The organism is Citrobacter sp. B72 (assembly GCF_016894305.1).
GTDB lineage: Bacteria > Pseudomonadota > Gammaproteobacteria > Enterobacterales > Enterobacteriaceae > Citrobacter > Citrobacter portucalensis.
Genome location: NZ_CP069801.1, coordinates 3,955,113 through 3,972,502 on the forward strand (window position 1 = coordinate 3,955,113; position 17,390 = coordinate 3,972,502).

Here is a 17,390-nt window from a genome sequence, read left to right on the forward strand (position 1 = left end):
CTCCAGCCAATTACTCGTCCAGCAGCACTACTTTGCCAACATACGGCAGATGGCGATAACGCTGGGCATAGTCAATGCCGTAACCGACCACAAACTCATCAGGAATTGAGAAGCCGATAAACTCGACCGGAACATTCACTTCACGACGAGAAGGTTTGTCCAGCAGCGTACAAATAGCCAGGGATTTCGGCTCACGCAGGCTCAGAATTTCACGCACTTTGGACAGCGTATTGCCGGAGTCGATGATGTCTTCGACAATCAGCACGTCCTTGCCACGAATGTCTTCATCCAGGTCTTTCAGGATTTTAACATCACGCGTGGTAGACATTCCGCTACCGTAGCTGGATGCCGTCATGAAATCGACTTCGTGAGAGACATGCACTTCACGGCACAGATCCGCCATAAACATAAATGAGCCACGTAACAGACCAACCAGCACCATATCGCTGCCGCTGTCCTTGTAACGTTCGTTAATCTGGCGCCCCAGTTCAGCAATACGCGCTTTGATCTCCGCTTCCGGGATCATCACTTCAACAGTATGTTTCATAAACCCTATAACTCACTGATTTTTATCAGTTGACACATCATGCAGATCGAAAGAAAGCGCTTACGTTGATACACCGACTGACAGACGGCGACCCGCTCTAACCACAAAACTTGCGACAGCATACAAACAATTCAGTTGATGAAGTATACCAGTAAAGAGAGCGGGTTCCTCTGATAGTTCACAGGAGAACCCGTTTGCGTCGTTTTTTGTACGCTTATTAATCAAAACCAGGAGCGCACGGCAGCCTGTGGCTAAAACGTTTCCCAGTGCGGGTCTTGTGGCGAACTCCCCGCGGAGGTCGATCGTGGAGTATCCATAGGTGGTTTTCGATGCTCACTGTTGGAGGCATCGCGAGTGATGCGAAATGCCGCCACGGCCAGACGTAACTGTTCAGCTTGTTGTTCCAACGAAGCGGCGGCGGCAGCAGACTCTTCTACCAGCGCGGCGTTTTGTTGTGTGACACTGTCCATCTGCGAGACCGCGAGGCTCACCTGCTCAATCCCCCGACTCTGTTCCTCCGAGGCTGAGGCGATTTCCCCCATGATGTCCGTCACGCGGGTGACCGCTGCGACAATCTCTTTCATCGTTTTACCCGCGTCCGACACCTGCTGAGATCCCATCCCCACGCTGTGGGTTGAGTTATCAATCAACGCTTTGATCTCTTTGGCTGCCTGAGCGCTACGGCTTGCCAGGGTACGGACTTCCCCCGCCACAACAGCAAATCCGCGTCCCTGCTCTCCTGCCCTGGCAGCCTCAACTGCCGCGTTGAGCGCCAGGATATTGGTCTGGAAAGCAATACTGTCGATGACGCTGGTGATCTGCGCAATTTGCTGTGAACTACCGGCAATTTCACTCATCGTGTGCACGACAGTATCAACAACCCGCCCACCACGTGCGGCAGTATCAGACGCATTCTTAGCCAGTTGAGTCGCCTGTTTCGCATTGTCCGTATTTTGCTTCACGGTCGCGGTAAGCTGTTCCATGCTGGCGGCAGTCTCTTCAAGTGAAGCAGCCTGCTGCTCAGTACGCGAAGACAGATCGTTGTTACCTGATGAGATTTCCGTTGCGCCGCTATGAATCGTTTCTGAGCTGTTACGCACCGACGTGACTGTCGAAATCAGCGACTGTCGCATTTCATCTAAGCCCGTCGCCAAACGTCCCATTTCATTACGTCCCTGGGCGTCGAGTTGATGGGTCAGATCACCACGGGTGATAATACGGATATGCTCCATGATCTGCGCCAGGGGTTTTAGCAGCATATGCTGCAACCCACTCCAGATCATGCCCAGAACGATGAGCACAGCGATGACAATTGCCCCTAACGTCCATTGCATGCGGGTAAAGCTGTGCTGATTTTCCGCCGCCGCGTGCTGGAGCAACGCGTTGTTTTCGTTACGCCACTGGTCATAGCTGGCTTCCATTTCATCCTGCGCCTTCTGAGCATCAAGATCACCATAGGCCTGATAGTTATTCGCGCGCAGATACTCTATCGATAACGCCATCACGTCGTGCATCTGCCGATACTGTTTTTCCATTTCAGATGCAATTTGCGGATTCTGCCCCGACACCTGCGGCAATGACTGATAATGCGCGAAGTATCCCTCAGCCTTCTTCATCGACTCACTCGCCGTTTTTAGCAAAGTATCAATGGCCGCCAGTGAGGCCGGATCGCGTTGATTCTTCAAGAAACGAATTGCTACGCGGGTTACCGTTACTCGGGTTTTAATCAGCGTATTGACGCTGTCACTCAGATTTTCCTGTTGGGCATTCAGGGTGCCTGAGTTCTGGAAATTATGGCGATCATTGTTTACCGCAGAATAAAAAAAGCTTCCTGTCACGACCTGTAGCAAACAGAAAATGGCGAGAACCAGAAGAATGCCGGTAATAACACGCACATTTTTAATCATAGTATTTCATCCATTGAACTCACATTGGGTACCCAATGATTATCGGCTTCAAAGGCGATTACTTTATGTGCAATAGAAGAATTTGCAGGAGGAGGGAGTCGTGCGGTGAAACGCTGTAAAGAGACTGTGTCTTATCCGGCCTACGAGAGATTTCTGCAGGCCGGATAAGCTCAGCGTAATATTTTAGACGGTGAAGCCGAGCATCATCCCGGTATCTTCATGCTCTAACAGATGGCAGTGCGCCATATAGGCATGCTCTTTTGGCGCGTCGTGGTCAAACTTCACTAACACCTCGCTCACACCACCTTCTACCCGCACCGTGTCCTTCCATCCCGCGCGGTGTGCGGCAGGCGCTTTGCCATTCTCAGACAGAATGCGGAACTGTGTGCCATGAATGTGGAACGGGTGCAGCATCATGTCGCCCTGACCGGAAATCACCCAGCGTTCGTGCTGACCTTTCGCCGCGGCAAACATCGGTTTATTCATATCAAATGCCTGACCATTAATCCGGTTGGCATTATGGAAGTCGAATGATCCATGCTTCATGTTGCCCATGTCGCCATGCTGCATATTCCCCATCTCACCGTGGTTCATATTGCCATGATTCATATTGCCGTGGCCCATATTGTCATTATTCATATGGCCCATCATCTTCCCATGATCCATACCCGCCATGGCCTGACCGCCGTATTTCTTCATCAGCATTTGCATGCCCATCATATCGAGCATCGGATCCATCGACAGCTGCAGCTTGCGCACCGTCAGACCTTCCAGTGACGGCAGCGATGGCATGGATGTCAGCGAATCTGGCAGCGTGCCGGAAGCGGTAATCAGCAACGGTTGAACGCGCATCACCGGGTGCGGCTTATCGAATGGCGCAATCGCCATCCCCATCTGGCTGACTGGTAGAGTGACCAGATCAAAAGCTTTGCCGTCACTTACATCCACCAGCACTTCAAAGCGCTCGCCCATCAGCATAGGAAGCTCGGTCACTTTTACCGGTTCCGCCAACAGTCCGCCGTCGCTAGCAATGACGTACAAAGGACGATTGTCGCTGGCCGCAATGTTCAGTGAGCGTGCGTTACAACCATTCAACAGGCGTAGACGCAACCAGCCACGCGGTGCGGCATGCTGAGGATAAATCGCCCCGTTGGTCAGCAGCGTATCGCCAAACCAGCCGACTGCGGCGGTCATGATGTCCAGTTGATAATCAACCTGCCCATCAGCAGAGAACTGTTTGTCCTGAATAATCACCGGCACATCATCAATGCCCCACTGCTTAGGCAGCATCAGCTTGCGAATCTCTTCATCTTCAATCAGCACCAGTCCGGCCAGTCCCATCGCTACCTGACGGCCGGTCTTTCCATGCTGATGCGGGTGGAACCAGCAGGTTGCCGCGCGCTGATCCGGCGTGAAGGTCACGGAACGTTTCCCGCCCGCCGGGATAATGCCTTGCGGCCCACCGTCGACTTCACCGGGGATTTCCAGACCGTGCCAGTGCAACGTCGTCTCTTCGGCAAGCTGGTTATGGATATCCACAGTCACCGATTGCCCTTTGTTCAGCTTGACCGCAGGTCCGAGTAAATTGCCGTTATATCCCCAGGTCGTCGCTGTTTTACCAGCAAAGCTCGATTTTCCGGCTTGCACCACCAATTGCATACGGTTTGAGGCATCCGCGGTTAGCAGGTCAGGAATGGGCAATGCAGGGCGGTCTGCGGCAAATACGCTCCGGCTCCACAGAGGTAACGCTGACGCGACGCCCAGCGCCACGGAGTACTTTAAAAAGTCACGACGTTGCATAATCACTTCCTTATATTCAGCAGCTTAAGCAGGCTATCTTTTAAGCATAAGCCTTCCCCTTACGGGAAGGTCAAGTGAACGGCTAATAATAAAGGTCGTCGCTTCGCTCGCAGTATGCTAACGTTTAAATTCCGTGATGCAGTGGTAGAAGCAATGAAGACGTTTTTCAGAACAGTTTTGTTCGGCACCCTGATGGCCGTATGCGCAAATAGCTACGCGCTCAGCGAGTCCGAAGCCGAAGATATGGCCGATTTAACGGCAGTTTTTGTTTTTCTGAAAAATGACTGTGGATACCAGAATTTGCCTAATGGGCAGATTCGTCGCGCACTGGTCTTTTTTGCCCAGCAAAACCAGTGGGACCTGAGTAATTACGACACCTTCAATATGAAAGCGCTGGGTGAAGACAGCTACCGCGATCTCAGCGGTATCGGCATCCCTACAGCAAAGAAATGCAAAGCGCTGGCGCGTGACTCCCTGAGCCTGTTGGCCTACGTTAAATAACCTCCGGCGCAATAAGTGTTGAGAGTGCCGTTACTCTGGCTGTACCAGCGTCAGGGCAACGGATTGCGCTTTTAATTCAGTCTGCGCGTTTGGCGGTAGATTCACATCGGTAACAACATCGGTAAAGCAACTAAGCGGCGCGACGTTAAATAATGAATGTGCGCCGTACTTACTGCTATCCGCCAGCAATACCTTCCGTTGGGCATTCGCAATAATTTCCTGCTTTAATCCCGCTTTGTCTTCCGTTGGCGTGGTTACACCCTTTTCCATACTCCAGGTGTTACAGCTCATAAAAGCAATATCAGGATAGACGCTGCGCAACATTTTCCGGCCAAACTCACCAATACAGGACTGGCTGCTGTCATCGATGCGTCCACCGACGATCGTCACCTCTATCTGACGGAATTCTGACAAAAACAGGGCAATGTGCAGATCAACGGTAATCACTCGCAGCGGCAAATGCGTCAGACATTTTGCCAGCTCCAGCATTGTGGTACCGGCATCAAGCACCACGGCATCGCCCGCACGCACCATTGAGGCGGCAAAACGCGCAATCGTCCGTTTCTCAGCAGGCGATCGCAGTTGCTTTTCGTTTGTGGTTGGCTGCGCCGCTTCAAAACGTCGTAACGCAACACCGCCGTGGCTGCGGCTGATCACACCCTGTTCATCCAGCTTGATGAGATCGCGCCTGATCGTTGCTGGAGAGGCGTCAACCGCGTCAACCAACTGTTCCACGGTAACCAGCGTATGATTTTTCAAATACGCCACAATCTTATCCAGACGGTGTTGCCCTTTCATAACAGTAAATTACGCCAGTTGCATTGCCAGTTTGATCGATACGGCCATGCTCTCAGATTTTGCTTTTCCCGTCCAGGCGATATCAAATGCCGTACCGTGATCGGCAGAGGTACGAATAAACGGTAAACCTGCTGTGATATTTACACCATCATAGAAACCCAGCAATTTCAGCGGGATATGCCCCTGATCGTGGTACATCGCCACCACCATGTCATACTGACCTTCATAAGCCTGTAAAAACACGGTATCCGGCGGGCACGGACCGTAAACATCCATCCCCTTCGCTTTCATATTCTCAATCGCGGGTCCGACAATACGAATTTCCTCATCGCCAAACAGGCCATTCTCTCCGGCATGTGGATTCACCCCCGCAACGGCAATACGCGGGTGTGCAAAGCCTACGCGCTTCAGGAAGGTATCCGCGATACTAATCACCGTTTCGACACGTTGCCCATTGAGCGTATCAAGGAATTTGCGCAGTGCGATATGCGTCGAAACATGGATAACTTTCAGCTTATCGGTGTACAGCACCATCGCATAATCACGGCTTTCGGTCAGCGTTGCCAGCAGTTCGGTATGTCCAGGATAATTGTGTCCGCCGAGATGCAGCGCTTCTTTGTTCAACGGCGCGGTCGCGATGGCATGTACATCCCCCTTCATCGCCAGTTCAGTCGCCCGCTTCACACAGCGATAGGCCAGATCGCCCGCCTGTGCCTGCACTGTACCAGGGACCAGTTCGTCAGGCTGCGCCAGCGGTTCATCAATCACATGAATCGTATCTGGCGTGAATCTGGCATCGGCGACCTGTTCAATAGCGCGAAATGTTACTCCGTCAGCCAGCCCCCGAGCCTGTAACCGCTGCAGCGTTTTTAGGCACCCGACCACCACCAGCGGTGCACCATTAAGTTCATCTTCGCGTAGCGCTTTAACAATAATTTCCGGACCAATCCCCGCCGGATCTCCCATCGTAATCGCAATTGTTTTAGTTACCACGGTACATCTCCTCAATAAAATACAGCGCATCGCAAAGGGTCGTATCAGAACCGAATCCACCCGCTTTGGTAATAACCGGCAAGTCGTCAATCTCGCTATTCACAAACGTTCCGCACGGAATACAGGGGGCGACCTCACTGTGGATGCGATACCCTTCAGCACCCAACGCACTGGCGACCGCCGTGGCAATATCGCCTCCGGTCAGGAACAAACCGCCGATACGTGCTTGTTCAATAATGCGCAGCGTTATCTCCCCTAGACGCTGGCTCAGCAGTTCTCCCAACTGCTGGCGGCTCATCCCCACGTTGAAACACAGCGTGTCGATCATGTCCCGGTCTTCTGCACATCGACTGGTGCGTAAGATCGTGTGCTGCTGCTGGCTCAGTTGCGCGCAAGCCTGTTCAATAACAGAGTCCATTTCCTGTGCAAATGACGATGCAACCAACCGCGCGGCATCGATATCAACGACTTTTGCCCGACCCTGACACACTGCTTTTTCCACCTGACGTCGCGTTGCCTCACTCATTGAGCCAGCCACAACCAACACCGGTAATTCCTGCTTTTCTTGCATAAACGTTGCGGCCGGTAGCGCATTGGCCAGCCCTGCCGCCCCTACGAGCAGCGGCATCTGTTTTTGCTCACAAACCGCCTGTGCAATGAGCGCGAGATCTCGCTCTTCCATGGCATCCACCACCACCATACATTCGCCGGCTTTTGCAAAAGCACTCAGCAGCGCACTCAAACTTCCCCGACGCACATCCACCAGCGACACCTCATGTACAGGGACATCACTTTGCAGTGCGACCAGTTCAGCAATACGCGAAGAGTGAATAGGCGTTTTTGGATCGCTGGCGAATTCCGTTTCCAGCAGCGGCACACCATGGACCAGGCACAAGCCATCCTGCGTGGTGCGCCCGGCAGCAGGAATTGCCGCCGCAATCACGGCCAGCGTCCGACCGGCTGTACGCATGGCTGCAGTGACTTCAGCCCCCACATTGCCACGAAATGTTGAGTCTATTTTTTTGTATACCAGCGGTGTTGCTTCGCCCTCACACCATGGCGCTAACGCTTGTTGTACAGCCGCGGCGGCCTGCATTGCCGGCATCGCCCGGCTTTCCGTATTGATGACCAGAACATCGGCGCGGCGCGACGGTTTCTGCGCTGGGGTCAGCATTACTTCGGTACGCGCCCCTTTTTTCGCCAACTGTACGCCGGTATCGTTAGAGCCCGTAAAGTCATCGGCGATAACGATCATTTTCATGCTTTCTTCTCCTGCACGGTCTGACGAGACTGCCTTTTCGCGACCCACGACGTAAGAATTGGCGTCAGAATGGCGGTTGTAATGACCGACGCAGCAATCAGCGGCGCTGCCGCAGCGGCAACCTCTGCCAGCGAGGGATCGGCCTGTGCTATGGCCAGTGGCGTCGCGACGGCGTTCCCCGCCGTACTGGATGCCGCAGCACCAGCAATACCACTCCCGCCTACCAGACGATCGGCACGAATGTTAAAGAAGCCGCCCACAAAGGTGGTCAGCACACCCAGCAGAATGCCCGCCAGACCACCTTGCAGCAGCATTTCCAGGTTAATACCGGCTCCAAGTGCAAACGCAAAGAAAGGAATGAGCAGTGGACCGCCTTTCGTCAGGAAGTCACGCATATTAGCGTCGAGGTTACCGAGGATCATGCCAACCACCAACGGAACAAGAACCGCCACCAGCGCCATGATAGGAATATTTGCCATACCCGCCGCGCCCAGCGCGATCATGGTAAAGAAAGGTCCGTCATTCAGAGACAAAATGGAGATCGCGCCAACATCGCGTTCATTGCCAAACTCGCCAACCAGCGCCGCGTAAAGCCCGCCATTGGAGTTACTCATTGCCGCAATAATGGCAACACCGCTTAAGCCAAAGATGCCTTCCGCGCCAAACAGGTGTTCAACCCCGAGACCAATTGCAATCGCGACCAATAACTTGGTCAGCGTAATCGTGCCGCCTTGTAGCAAAGCTTGCGGCGCCGCCTTTACGCTAATTCCCGCGCCCATACAGAGCAGGAACGCGCCAATCAAGGGAGCCGCGCCATTTTTAAATAAAGCAGTGGTGAATCCACCGATCTGCAACGCCTGCGGGGCAAAAGTGTTGATAATGGCACCGATAACCAACGGCACAACCATCATGCCGCCGGGTACGCGTTCTATTGCCTTCTTGATGTTCATGGTCTTCCCGCCTGTTGTTATGTTGTGATTAAATAAAATCACAACGATTATATTCAATCAAAATCAGATCACAAACGCGGCAGATCACAGTTTTTGAATGATTAATAAAAATCAAATAATCATTCGGACGAAAAAAAAGCCGGGTTTGTCTCACCCGGCTTCATTGATATCTGAAATATCTCAGGATTGATGCACAAATTCGCGGTATGCCGCCACAACCTGAAGAAAGTCCTCTACACCACAGAGCGAAAAACTTTCTTCGTCGTAGTAGCTCATCCCCTCTTCCATCTCATCGCCAGAGAACTCCAGCTGATTAGCGCGAACCATCACTTCTTCGCCATCCAGCCAGAGCGTGTATTCATGCCCTGCTCGCTGCCAGGAGCGCTCACTGCCCTTAACCGCACGCGCTGCCTGTTCCACTTCATCAAGTAAGGCCAGGTTTTCTTTCACTTCCTCATTAAACCAGTGCCCCACCACCTCGTGGCCCATGGACATACGCACTTTTACCACCCCGGTAATATCGCGCAGAAATTCGTAATCCATAATGTCTTCCTCTACTCCCGGCAATGCGCCAATACCGCATTGCGCCTTGCTGTAATTATCGCAGCAGCGCGGCAGAAAAAAAGCGTAGTGGGTATAAGGAATAGAAATAAAAATGCCCGGAGAAGCAGACTTCTCCGGGCATTGATGCGTTTTTACACAAAATGCTTTAGGGCATTACACCGCAGTCTGGAAAATCACACCATCGGCTTTCTCGGTATACTGAGACAGCTGGTCGAAGTTCAGATAACGGTAAGTATCTACGGCCGTTTTATCTACCTGCGCCACATAGGTCTGGTACTCTTCCGCCGTCGGCAGTTTGCCGATCAGCGCCGCAACCGCCGCCAGCTCCGCAGAAGCCAGGTAGACGTTCGCCCCGGTACCTAAACGGTTCGGGAAGTTACGGGTAGAGGTCGACACCACCGTTGCGCCGTCGGCTACACGCGCCTGGTTACCCATGCACAGAGAGCAGCCTGGAATTTCGATACGCGCACCGCTCTTACCGAACACGCTGTAATAACCTTCTTCGGTCAGCTGTGCCGCATCCATACGGGTTGGCGGAGCCACCCACAGACGCGTTGGCAGTTGGCCTTTGTGTGCATCCAGCAGCTTACCAGCGGCACGGAAGTGGCCGATGTTAGTCATGCAGGAGCCGATGAACACTTCGTCGATCTTCTCGCCCTGTACGTCAGACAGCAGACGCGCATCGTCCGGATCGTTCGGTGCACACAGGATTGGCTCTTTGATATCCGCCAGATCGATGTCGATCACTGCCGCGTATTCTGCGTCAGCGTCGGCTTCCAGCAACTGCGGATCCGCCAGCCATTTTTCCATGCCCTGCACACGACGTTCCAGCGTACGGCGATCGCCGTAACCTTCTGCGATCATCCACTTCAGCAGAACGATGTTAGAGCTCAGATACTCAACGATCGGCTCTTTGTTCAGCTTAATGGTACAACCGGCAGCAGAACGTTCAGCGGAGGCGTCGGTTAATTCGAACGCCTGCTCCACTTTGAGATCCGGCAGACCTTCGATTTCAAGAATGCGACCAGAGAAGATGTTCTTCTTACCTTTCTTCTCAACGGTCAGCAGACCCTGTTTGATCGCGTACAGCGGGATGGCGTGTACCAGATCGCGCAGGGTGATACCCGGCTGCATTTTGCCTTTGAAACGCACCAGAACGGATTCCGGCATATCCAGCGGCATCACGCCGGTCGCAGCAGCAAACGCCACCAGACCAGAACCTGCCGGGAAGGAAATCCCGATAGGGAAACGGGTATGGGAGTCACCACCGGTACCTACGGTATCCGGCAGCAGCATGCGGTTCAGCCAGGAGTGAATAACGCCGTCGCCCGGACGCAGCGACACACCGCCGCGGTTCATGATGAAGTCTGGCAGCGTGTGATGCGTGTTCACGTCAACCGGCTTCGGATACGCCGCAGTGTGGCAGAAGGACTGCATCACCAGGTCAGACGAGAAGCCCAGGCACGCCAGGTCTTTCAGTTCGTCACGGGTCATAGGGCCAGTAGTATCCTGAGAACCGACGGAGGTCATCTTCGGTTCGCAGTACGCGCCCGGACGGATGCCTTTCACGCCGCAGGCACGGCCAACCATTTTTTGTGCCAGGGAGAAGCCACGGCTGCTTTCCGCCACGTCTTTCGCCTGACGGAATACGTCACTGTGCGGCAGGCCCAGCGCTTCGCGCGCCTTGGTAGTCAGGCCACGACCGATGATCAGCGGGATACGGCCACCGGCGCGTACTTCGTCGATCAGGACTTCGGTTTTCAGCTCAAAGCTTGCCAGCAGTTCGCCGGTTTCGTGGTTGCGTACTTCGCCTTTGAACGGGTAAACGTCAATCACGTCGCCCATGTTCATGTTCGACACGTCCACTTCAATCGGCAGTGCGCCCGCATCTTCCATGGTGTTGAAGAAGATAGGTGCAATTTTGCCGCCGAGGCACAGGCCGCCGCCGCGCTTGTTCGGCACATGAGGAATGTCGTCACCCATGAACCACAGCACGGAGTTGGTTGCGGATTTACGCGAAGAACCGGTACCGACAACATCACCCACATAAGCCAGCGGGTAACCTTTTTTCTGCAATTCTTCGATCTGTTTGATCGGGCCAACCACGCCAGGCTGATCCGGTTCGATACCTTCACGGGCGTTTTTCAGCATCGCCAGAGCGTGCAGAGGGATATCCGGGCGAGACCATGCATCCGGTGCCGGAGAAAGGTCATCGGTGTTGGTTTCACCCGTCACTTTAAAGACGGTAACGGTGATTTTTTCAGCCAGAGCTGGACGGTTCAGGAACCATTCGGCATCAGCCCAGGATTGCATTACCTGCTTCGCATATTCGTTGCCCGCTTTGGCTTTTTCTTCTACATCGTAGAAGTTATCGAACATCAGCAGCGTTGAAGAGAGCGCTTTGGCGGCAATCGGCGCCAGTTTTGCATCGTCCAGCGCGTCGATCAGCGGATGAATGTTGTAGCCACCCTGCATGGTGCCCAGCAGTTCAATGGCTTTTTCTGGGGTAACCAGCGGGGAGGTGGTGTCGCCTTTTGCGACAGCGGCGAGAAAACCAGCTTTAACATAAGCGGCTTCATCTACGCCAGGAGGAACACGGTTGATCAACAGGTCTAACAGGAATTCTTCTTCGCCCACAGGCGGGGTCTTCAGCAGCTCGACAAGTGCAGCCATTTGGGTTGCGTCTAAAGGTTTTGGCACAATCCCCTGGGCAGCACGCTCAGCTACGTGCTTACGGTATTCTTCTAGCACGACGATATCTCCTCGCTCTCATTGTCATAATGCGGCGCTTTTGTAGATGGGCGATTCTCTTCACGCTCCTGTGAGACAGTAGTTAGTAGGGTAAATGCCCGGTACCGCATAAGGCACAATAACAGGATTTTCATTAAGTGTTAATCCGTTTACAAAAAAGCAACATAAAAAATTGGCTGAATCGTTAAGAATGGTATAGCGACAAGGTGAGGCGAAATTAAGTCAGCTTAAAATCGCCCATAAACGGTTAATTTTCAAGCGCGATCGGCTGAATATTCCAGCGATTTTTCCGCCATCACATATAATTGTGTAATAAATACTCACACTCTTTTTCCGGACGTATCTGGTGAATCAACCATAAAAGTCAAAACTGTCTAACACGGGTGAATAATACTCGCGGCAACAGGAACGCCTCACGGCACAGCGCTCGTCTCGTTGGAGTCATTTTATGAAGTTGCCCCTTAAGCCACATCTGCTTGTCCTTTTGTGCAGTGCCGGGCTGTTTGCCGCCTCTGGCGTGATGTTTGTTAAAAGTCGCACAACGGAGCCTGCTGCTCCGGCCCCCGTTGCGCAGCAACCGTCAACACCGGCCCCAGCTCCCGTAGCGGTCCCCGCCCCGGTAGAGCAAACTGCACCCGCCGTGGCACCAACCTACTCAGCAGCACAAATCGATCAGTGGGTTGCGCCTATCGCGCTCTATCCAGACTCGCTGTTGTCGCAAATTTTGATGGCCTCAACCTATCCGGCTAACGTCATCCAGGCCGCACAGTGGTCAAAAGACAATCCCAAAATGCAGGGCGATGCCGCCATTCAGGCCGTTGCCAGCCAGCCCTGGGATCCCAGCGTGAAATCGCTGGTCGCTTTTCCTCAGTTGATGTCACTGATGGGTGAAAATCCGCCGTGGGTACAAAGCCTGGGTGATGCTTTCCTCGCGCAGCCGAAGGACGTCATGGATTCCGTTCAACGTCTGCGTGTACTGGCGCAACAAACCGGCGCGCTGCAATCAACACCGCAACAGACCGTCACCACCGTGACCAAAGCGGCACCGGCGAAAACCGCCACCAGCACATCGACGACCAGCACTACCACCACGACAAGCCCTACTGTCATCAAGATTGAATCCGCCGATCCGCAGGTGGTGTACGTTCCAACCTATAACCCGAACACGGTTTACGGTACCTGGCCGAATACCGCCTATCCGCCAACCTATCTGCCACCAACGCCCGGTGAGCAATTTGGTAACAGCTTCGTCAATGGTTTAGGCTTCAGCCTTGGTGTCGCCACAACCTATGCCATCTTCAGCAACATCGACTGGGATGACGACGACGACCACCATCATAATGATGACTGGGATAACCATGGCGGCTATAACCGCAACGGTGATAACAACATCAACATTAACGTTGATAACTTCAATAAAATCAGTGGTCAGCGCCTGACAGATGCCAACCGTACCTGGCAGCATAACCCGGCCTACCGTGAGGGTGTGCCTTACCCAAATAGCCAGCTCAATAACCGCTTCCACTCCACTAACACGGCAACCGGGTTAAGTTCGACCCAGCAAAGACCGGTCAACCGTGATAGCCAGCGTCAGGCAGCCCTGAGCCAGATGGAGAAATCGACGGGGAAAACATTCCCGCAAACGGCGCGTACGGGCACGAGAGACGCCCAGCGTCAGGCATCGAATCAACAACTGAAGCAAATTTCCCAACGTAATAACTACCGCGGTTACGATACCAAACCGCAAACCGCGAAGCGGACGAGCACTCAGCAGCGGGAGAATCGCCAGGCAGTCGCCCAGCGACAGGAGAAACGGGTCACGCAACCGGCACAACAACGCAATGTGCAACAGCGCAATCTTCAACAGCGAACCAGCCAGCCACGCGCCAATGCGCTGAGCGGTAACGACAGTCGCTCCGCCAACTGGCAGGCACAGCAACAGCGAGGTGCCCAGAGCCGGCAGGTCGCCCGTAATCAGCCATCGCGCCAGCCTTCTGGCGGGCGTGCTGAACACCGTGAATTCCGTCATCGTTAAGGGAACCGACATGAAAAATAAACTACTCAGTGGAATGGTGTTGTTCATGGTTTCGGCCACCGCGATGGCACAACAATCCTTCAGCACACCAGACCAGGCAACAGATGCGCTGGCAAACGCTATCAGTGAGCAAAATGAAAGTGCAATGAGCAACCTGCTCGGGGAAAACTGGCGTGATTTTCTGCCGCCAGAAGGCGTCGATCCTGATGCGGTTGATCGCTTCCTGCGTGACTGGAAGGTACGCCATAGCACTGTCATCGACGGCAATACGGCGCATCTTGTGGTTGGGGACAGCGACTGGCAACTGCCAATCCCGGTCGTCAAAAAAGCTTCAGGCTGGCAATTTGATATCAAGGAAGCGGCCGAAGAGATCCTGACCCGTGAGATTGGACGCAACGAACTTGCTGCCATCGAGGCGTTGCACGCCTATGTGAATGCTCAGCAGAGCTATTTTGCGATGAACCAGAAATACGCGCAAAAGATTGTCAGTTCTGAAGGGAAAAAGGATGGTCTGTACTGGCCTGTTTCGCCGGGCGAAGCGCCAAGCCCGCTTGGCCCAGCCTTCAGTCCACAGGAGCCGGGCATGGGCTATCACGGCTATCGCTTCCGGATCCTTCCCGATAAAACCAGCGGTTTTGCCATGGTAGCCTGGCCCGTTAGCTACGATCACACCGGCGTGATGAGTTTTATCATTAACGGTGAAGACAAAGTCTACCAGGCCGATCTCGGCGTTGAATCACAGCAGAAAGCGCAGGCGTTAACCGCATACCATCCGGATAAAACCTGGCAGCCCGTAGCGCCCTGATACCGAGTCGAAAGGTTAGTAGGCCGGGTAAGGCGTAGCCGCCGCCCGGCAACTCAAAACAAATTACAGGATGTTAGCGACAGATTTCGCCAGTTGAGCTTCCAACACCGGCTTCGCTTCTTCGAACTTCAGATTCACTTTGTTAGCATTAGACACAACGCGGGTCTGGTATTTTGCGCGATCGCCTTGCGCGCTGCTGGTTTGCAGCTTGATGCCAGATGTCCCTTGACGCAACGCCGCAACGTTATCCGTTGTCACTTTCGCTTTGCTGCGTTCAGAGATCTGCAGGTCAGTGACCATGGTGTAGTTCACGTCTTCCACCATCGCATCCGCAGCCATGCCGATCAGCCCCGCCGCGATACCAACACCCAGCGCCGCACCAGAGGAGTTGCTGTTATAAGCGGTAATACCCGCGCCCAGCGCTGCGCCCATCGCGGCACCTTCATAGCCGGTTTTCAGGAAGCCCTGAGCTTCACGCAGATCCATTTTGTCTGCTTTCAATACGTTCGCCTGCACCCAGTAATAAGCGCTGTCCGGTGAGCTGGTCACTTTATAGCCTTTCGCGGACAGGTCATTTGCCAGCAGGGTTTGCAGATTACTCATGTCTTTATCAGAGGTATTTTTTACCTGAATGTAGACGGTCTTCTCGCTGGAAGGCTCCAGCCAGATGGTTTCACTCATCTGCGTTTTCACTTCAAGGTTACGTTTTTTAACGGCGGTGGTCATTGCACCACAACCGGTCAGCGTCATTGTCGCGACAACCATGCCAATAACCGCGATTTTTTTTAAAGACATGTATTTTCCTTTTTTCGTGTAATAGAGAGTCCAGAGTCTCTTCTCCGTGCGGCCAGTAGCCACACAATGGCGAAAAAAGTATCGGCAGTTGCGCAATTTTTTTTAGCGGAAATATCAATGAGATGACTACCAGAACTGGTAGCTTCAGACAAAAAAAACGCCTCCGAAGAGGCGTTTTCACAAAAGCGTAAAAATTACTTTTTCTTCGCTTTCGGGTTTGGCAGGTCGGTAATGCTACCTTCAAAGATTTCTGCCGCCAGGCCAACGGACTCGTGCAGAGTCGGGTGCGCGTGGATGGTCAGCGCGATATCTTCTGCGTCACAACCCATTTCGATCGCCAGACCGATTTCGCCCAGCAGCTCGCCGCCGTTGGTACCGACAATCGCACCACCGATAACACGGTGAGATTCTTTGTCGAAAATCAGTTTGGTCATACCGTCTGCGCAATCGGAAGCGATAGCACGGCCAGAAGCAGCCCACGGGAAGGTGGCGGTTTCGTAGCTGATACCTTTTTCTTTCGCTTCTTTCTCAGTCAGACCAACCCATGCAACTTCTGGTTCAGTGTATGCAATGGATGGGATAACTTTCGGATCGAAGTAGTGTTTCTTACCGGCGATAACTTCAGCGGCAACGTGACCTTCATGAACACCTTTGTGTGCCAGCATCGGCTGACCGACGATATCGCCGATAGCAAAGATGTGCGGCACGTTGGTGCGCAGCTGTTTGTCAACGCGGATGAAGCCACGGTCGTCAACTTCCACGCCAGCTTTGCCCGCGTCGAGGTTTTTACCGTTCGGTACACGACCGATAGCTACCAGCACAGCATCGTAACGCTGAGCTTCGGCAGGGGCTTTTTTGCCTTCCATGGAAACGTAGATACCGTCTTCTTTCGCTTCAACGGCGGTCACTTTGGTTTCCAGCATCAGGTTGAATTTCTTGCTGATACGCTTGGTGAAGACTTTAACCACGTCTTTGTCGGCAGCCGGGATAACCTGGTCGAACATTTCAACCACGTCGATCTCTGAACCCAGCGCATGGTACACGGTACCCATTTCCAGACCGATGATACCGCCGCCCATTACCAGCAGGCGCTTAGGAACAGTTTTCAGTTCCAGTGCATCGGTGGAATCCCACACGCGCGGATCTTCATGCGGAATAAACGGCAGTTCGATCGGACGGGAACCCGCCGCGATGATTGCGTTGTCGAAGTTGATCACGGTTTTGCCGTTTTCGCCTTCAACTTCCAGGGTGTTTGCCCCGGTAAATTTACCCAGACCGTTAACCACTTTCACTTTACGGCCTTTGGCCATACCCGCCAGACCGCCGGTCAGCTGAGTGATAACTTTTTCTTTCCAGGTACGAATCTTGTCGATATCGGTTTTCGGCTCGCCAAAAACGATACCGTGTTCAGCCAGCGCTTTGGCTTCTTCGATAACTTTTGCTACGTGCAGCAGCGCTTTAGAAGGGATACAGCCGACGTTCAGACAAACACCGCCAAGGGTGCTGTAACGTTCTACGATGACGGTCTCCAGACCTAAATCTGCGCAACGGAAGGCAGCAGAGTAACCTGCAGGGCCTGCCCCAAGTACCACGACCTGAGTTTTGATTTCAGTGCTCATCATGACCTCTTAATTTATACCCGTCGTCCAGCGGGTCGTTCTATCCGCCCGTATTTTACAAAAT

The 17,390-nt window shown here is 53.4% G+C and carries 14 protein-coding genes; 3 read left to right on the top strand and 11 right to left on the bottom strand.

Features of this window, described 5'->3' with window-relative positions; all coding sequences use genetic code 11:
* Positions 1 to 10: 10 nt before the first annotated feature.
* The 3 genes from hpt to cueO form a co-directional block, all read right to left on the bottom strand.
* Positions 11 to 547 carry a hypoxanthine phosphoribosyltransferase gene (hpt, locus tag JQN59_RS18980; protein ID WP_003018658.1) on the bottom strand — a complete coding sequence of 179 codons (537 nt, stop codon included), beginning with the start codon at positions 545 to 547 and terminating at the stop codon, positions 11 to 13.
* 251 nt (positions 548 to 798) lie between these two features.
* The gene (gene tcp, locus JQN59_RS18985) at positions 799 to 2,454 is read right to left on the bottom strand and encodes a methyl-accepting chemotaxis citrate transducer (protein WP_149607626.1); all 1,656 of its coding nucleotides are present in this window, start codon (positions 2,452 to 2,454) and stop codon (positions 799 to 801) included.
* Positions 2,455 to 2,637: 183 nt separating this feature from the next.
* Positions 2,638 to 4,254 (bottom strand): multicopper oxidase CueO, encoded by a 1,617-nt coding sequence (cueO, locus tag JQN59_RS18990; protein ID WP_048214925.1) that lies wholly within the window; start codon positions 4,252 to 4,254, stop codon positions 2,638 to 2,640.
* A gap of 153 nt (positions 4,255 to 4,407) precedes the next feature.
* Here cueO and JQN59_RS18995 point away from each other — a divergent pair, with 153 nt between their 5' ends.
* On the top strand, positions 4,408 to 4,755 hold the full coding sequence (locus JQN59_RS18995) for a YacC family pilotin-like protein (RefSeq protein WP_032941691.1): 348 nt from the start codon (positions 4,408 to 4,410) through the stop codon (positions 4,753 to 4,755).
* Positions 4,756 to 4,785: 30 nt separating this feature from the next.
* On the opposite strand, the gene JQN59_RS19000 is transcribed toward JQN59_RS18995, so the two are convergent.
* The 6 genes from JQN59_RS19000 to acnB all read right to left on the bottom strand — a co-directional run bounded on the left by JQN59_RS19000 (position 4,786) and on the right by acnB (position 12,072).
* Positions 4,786 to 5,553, bottom strand: coding sequence for a DeoR/GlpR family DNA-binding transcription regulator (locus JQN59_RS19000; RefSeq protein ID WP_204528144.1), 768 nt, complete (start codon positions 5,551 to 5,553; stop codon positions 4,786 to 4,788).
* A gap of 9 nt (positions 5,554 to 5,562) precedes the next feature.
* Positions 5,563 to 6,546 (bottom strand): D-threonate 4-phosphate dehydrogenase, encoded by a 984-nt coding sequence (locus tag JQN59_RS19005; protein ID WP_149607625.1) that lies wholly within the window; start codon positions 6,544 to 6,546, stop codon positions 5,563 to 5,565.
* A complete protein-coding gene (dtnK, locus tag JQN59_RS19010) occupies positions 6,536 to 7,807 on the bottom strand; it encodes a D-threonate kinase (protein WP_149607624.1) in 1,272 nt (423 codons plus the stop codon). Before dtnK ends, JQN59_RS19005 begins: the two co-directional genes overlap by 11 nt.
* Positions 7,804 to 8,757 carry a 2-keto-3-deoxygluconate permease 1 gene (locus JQN59_RS19015; RefSeq protein WP_048214928.1) on the bottom strand — a complete coding sequence of 318 codons (954 nt, stop codon included), beginning with the start codon at positions 8,755 to 8,757 and terminating at the stop codon, positions 7,804 to 7,806. The genes dtnK and JQN59_RS19015 overlap by 4 nt, the downstream gene beginning before the upstream one ends.
* A 180-nt stretch (positions 8,758 to 8,937) precedes the next feature.
* Entirely contained in the window at positions 8,938 to 9,300 is a 363-nt protein-coding gene (gene yacL, locus JQN59_RS19020) for a protein YacL (protein WP_020996227.1), read from the bottom strand.
* A gap of 174 nt (positions 9,301 to 9,474) precedes the next feature.
* Positions 9,475 to 12,072: a bifunctional aconitate hydratase 2/2-methylisocitrate dehydratase gene (acnB, locus tag JQN59_RS19025; RefSeq protein ID WP_008786215.1), complete on the bottom strand. Its 2,598-nt coding sequence runs from the start codon at positions 12,070 to 12,072 to the stop codon at positions 9,475 to 9,477.
* A gap of 448 nt (positions 12,073 to 12,520) precedes the next feature.
* Between acnB and JQN59_RS19030 the strand changes: the two genes are divergently transcribed.
* Together JQN59_RS19030 and JQN59_RS19035 are read left to right on the top strand one after the other, a co-directional pair.
* On the top strand, positions 12,521 to 14,107 hold the full coding sequence (locus JQN59_RS19030; RefSeq protein ID WP_149607623.1) for a DUF3300 domain-containing protein: 1,587 nt from the start codon (positions 12,521 to 12,523) through the stop codon (positions 14,105 to 14,107).
* A gap of 10 nt (positions 14,108 to 14,117) precedes the next feature.
* Positions 14,118 to 14,912, top strand: a complete 795-nt coding sequence (locus JQN59_RS19035) for a DUF2950 family protein (RefSeq protein WP_103014381.1) — start codon at positions 14,118 to 14,120, stop codon at positions 14,910 to 14,912.
* Positions 14,913 to 14,975: 63 nt separating this feature from the next.
* Here JQN59_RS19035 and traT read toward each other — a convergent pair whose 3' ends face one another.
* A complete protein-coding gene (gene traT, locus JQN59_RS19040; RefSeq protein ID WP_103014382.1) occupies positions 14,976 to 15,707 on the bottom strand; it encodes a conjugal transfer complement resistance protein TraT in 732 nt (243 codons plus the stop codon).
* Between the two features lie 194 nt (positions 15,708 to 15,901).
* Positions 15,902 to 17,326, bottom strand: a complete 1,425-nt coding sequence (gene lpdA, locus JQN59_RS19045; protein ID WP_003829486.1) for a dihydrolipoyl dehydrogenase — start codon at positions 17,324 to 17,326, stop codon at positions 15,902 to 15,904.
* Positions 17,327 to 17,390: the final 64 nt, after the last annotated feature.

Bases quoted from the DNA above. Each gene is read 5' to 3' on its own strand.
- hpt (WP_003018658.1), bottom strand. From the start codon at position 547: ATGAAACATACTGTTGAAGTGATGATCCCGGAAGCGGAGATCAAAGCG.
- tcp (WP_149607626.1), bottom strand. From the start codon at position 2,454: ATGATTAAAAATGTGCGTGTTATTACCGGCATTCTTCTGGTTCTCGCC.
- cueO (WP_048214925.1), bottom strand. From the start codon at position 4,254: ATGCAACGTCGTGACTTTTTAAAGTACTCCGTGGCGCTGGGCGTCGCG.
- JQN59_RS18995 (WP_032941691.1), top strand. From the start codon at position 4,408: ATGAAGACGTTTTTCAGAACAGTTTTGTTCGGCACCCTGATGGCCGTA.
- JQN59_RS19000 (WP_204528144.1), bottom strand. From the start codon at position 5,553: ATGAAAGGGCAACACCGTCTGGATAAGATTGTGGCGTATTTGAAAAAT.
- dtnK (WP_149607624.1), bottom strand. From the start codon at position 7,807: ATGAAAATGATCGTTATCGCCGATGACTTTACGGGCTCTAACGATACC.
- JQN59_RS19015 (WP_048214928.1), bottom strand. From the start codon at position 8,757: ATGAACATCAAGAAGGCAATAGAACGCGTACCCGGCGGCATGATGGTT.
- yacL (WP_020996227.1), bottom strand. From the start codon at position 9,300: ATGGATTACGAATTTCTGCGCGATATTACCGGGGTGGTAAAAGTGCGT.
- JQN59_RS19030 (WP_149607623.1), top strand. From the start codon at position 12,521: ATGAAGTTGCCCCTTAAGCCACATCTGCTTGTCCTTTTGTGCAGTGCC.
- JQN59_RS19035 (WP_103014381.1), top strand. From the start codon at position 14,118: ATGAAAAATAAACTACTCAGTGGAATGGTGTTGTTCATGGTTTCGGCC.
- traT (WP_103014382.1), bottom strand. From the start codon at position 15,707: ATGTCTTTAAAAAAAATCGCGGTTATTGGCATGGTTGTCGCGACAATG.
- lpdA (WP_003829486.1), bottom strand. From the start codon at position 17,326: ATGAGCACTGAAATCAAAACTCAGGTCGTGGTACTTGGGGCAGGCCCT.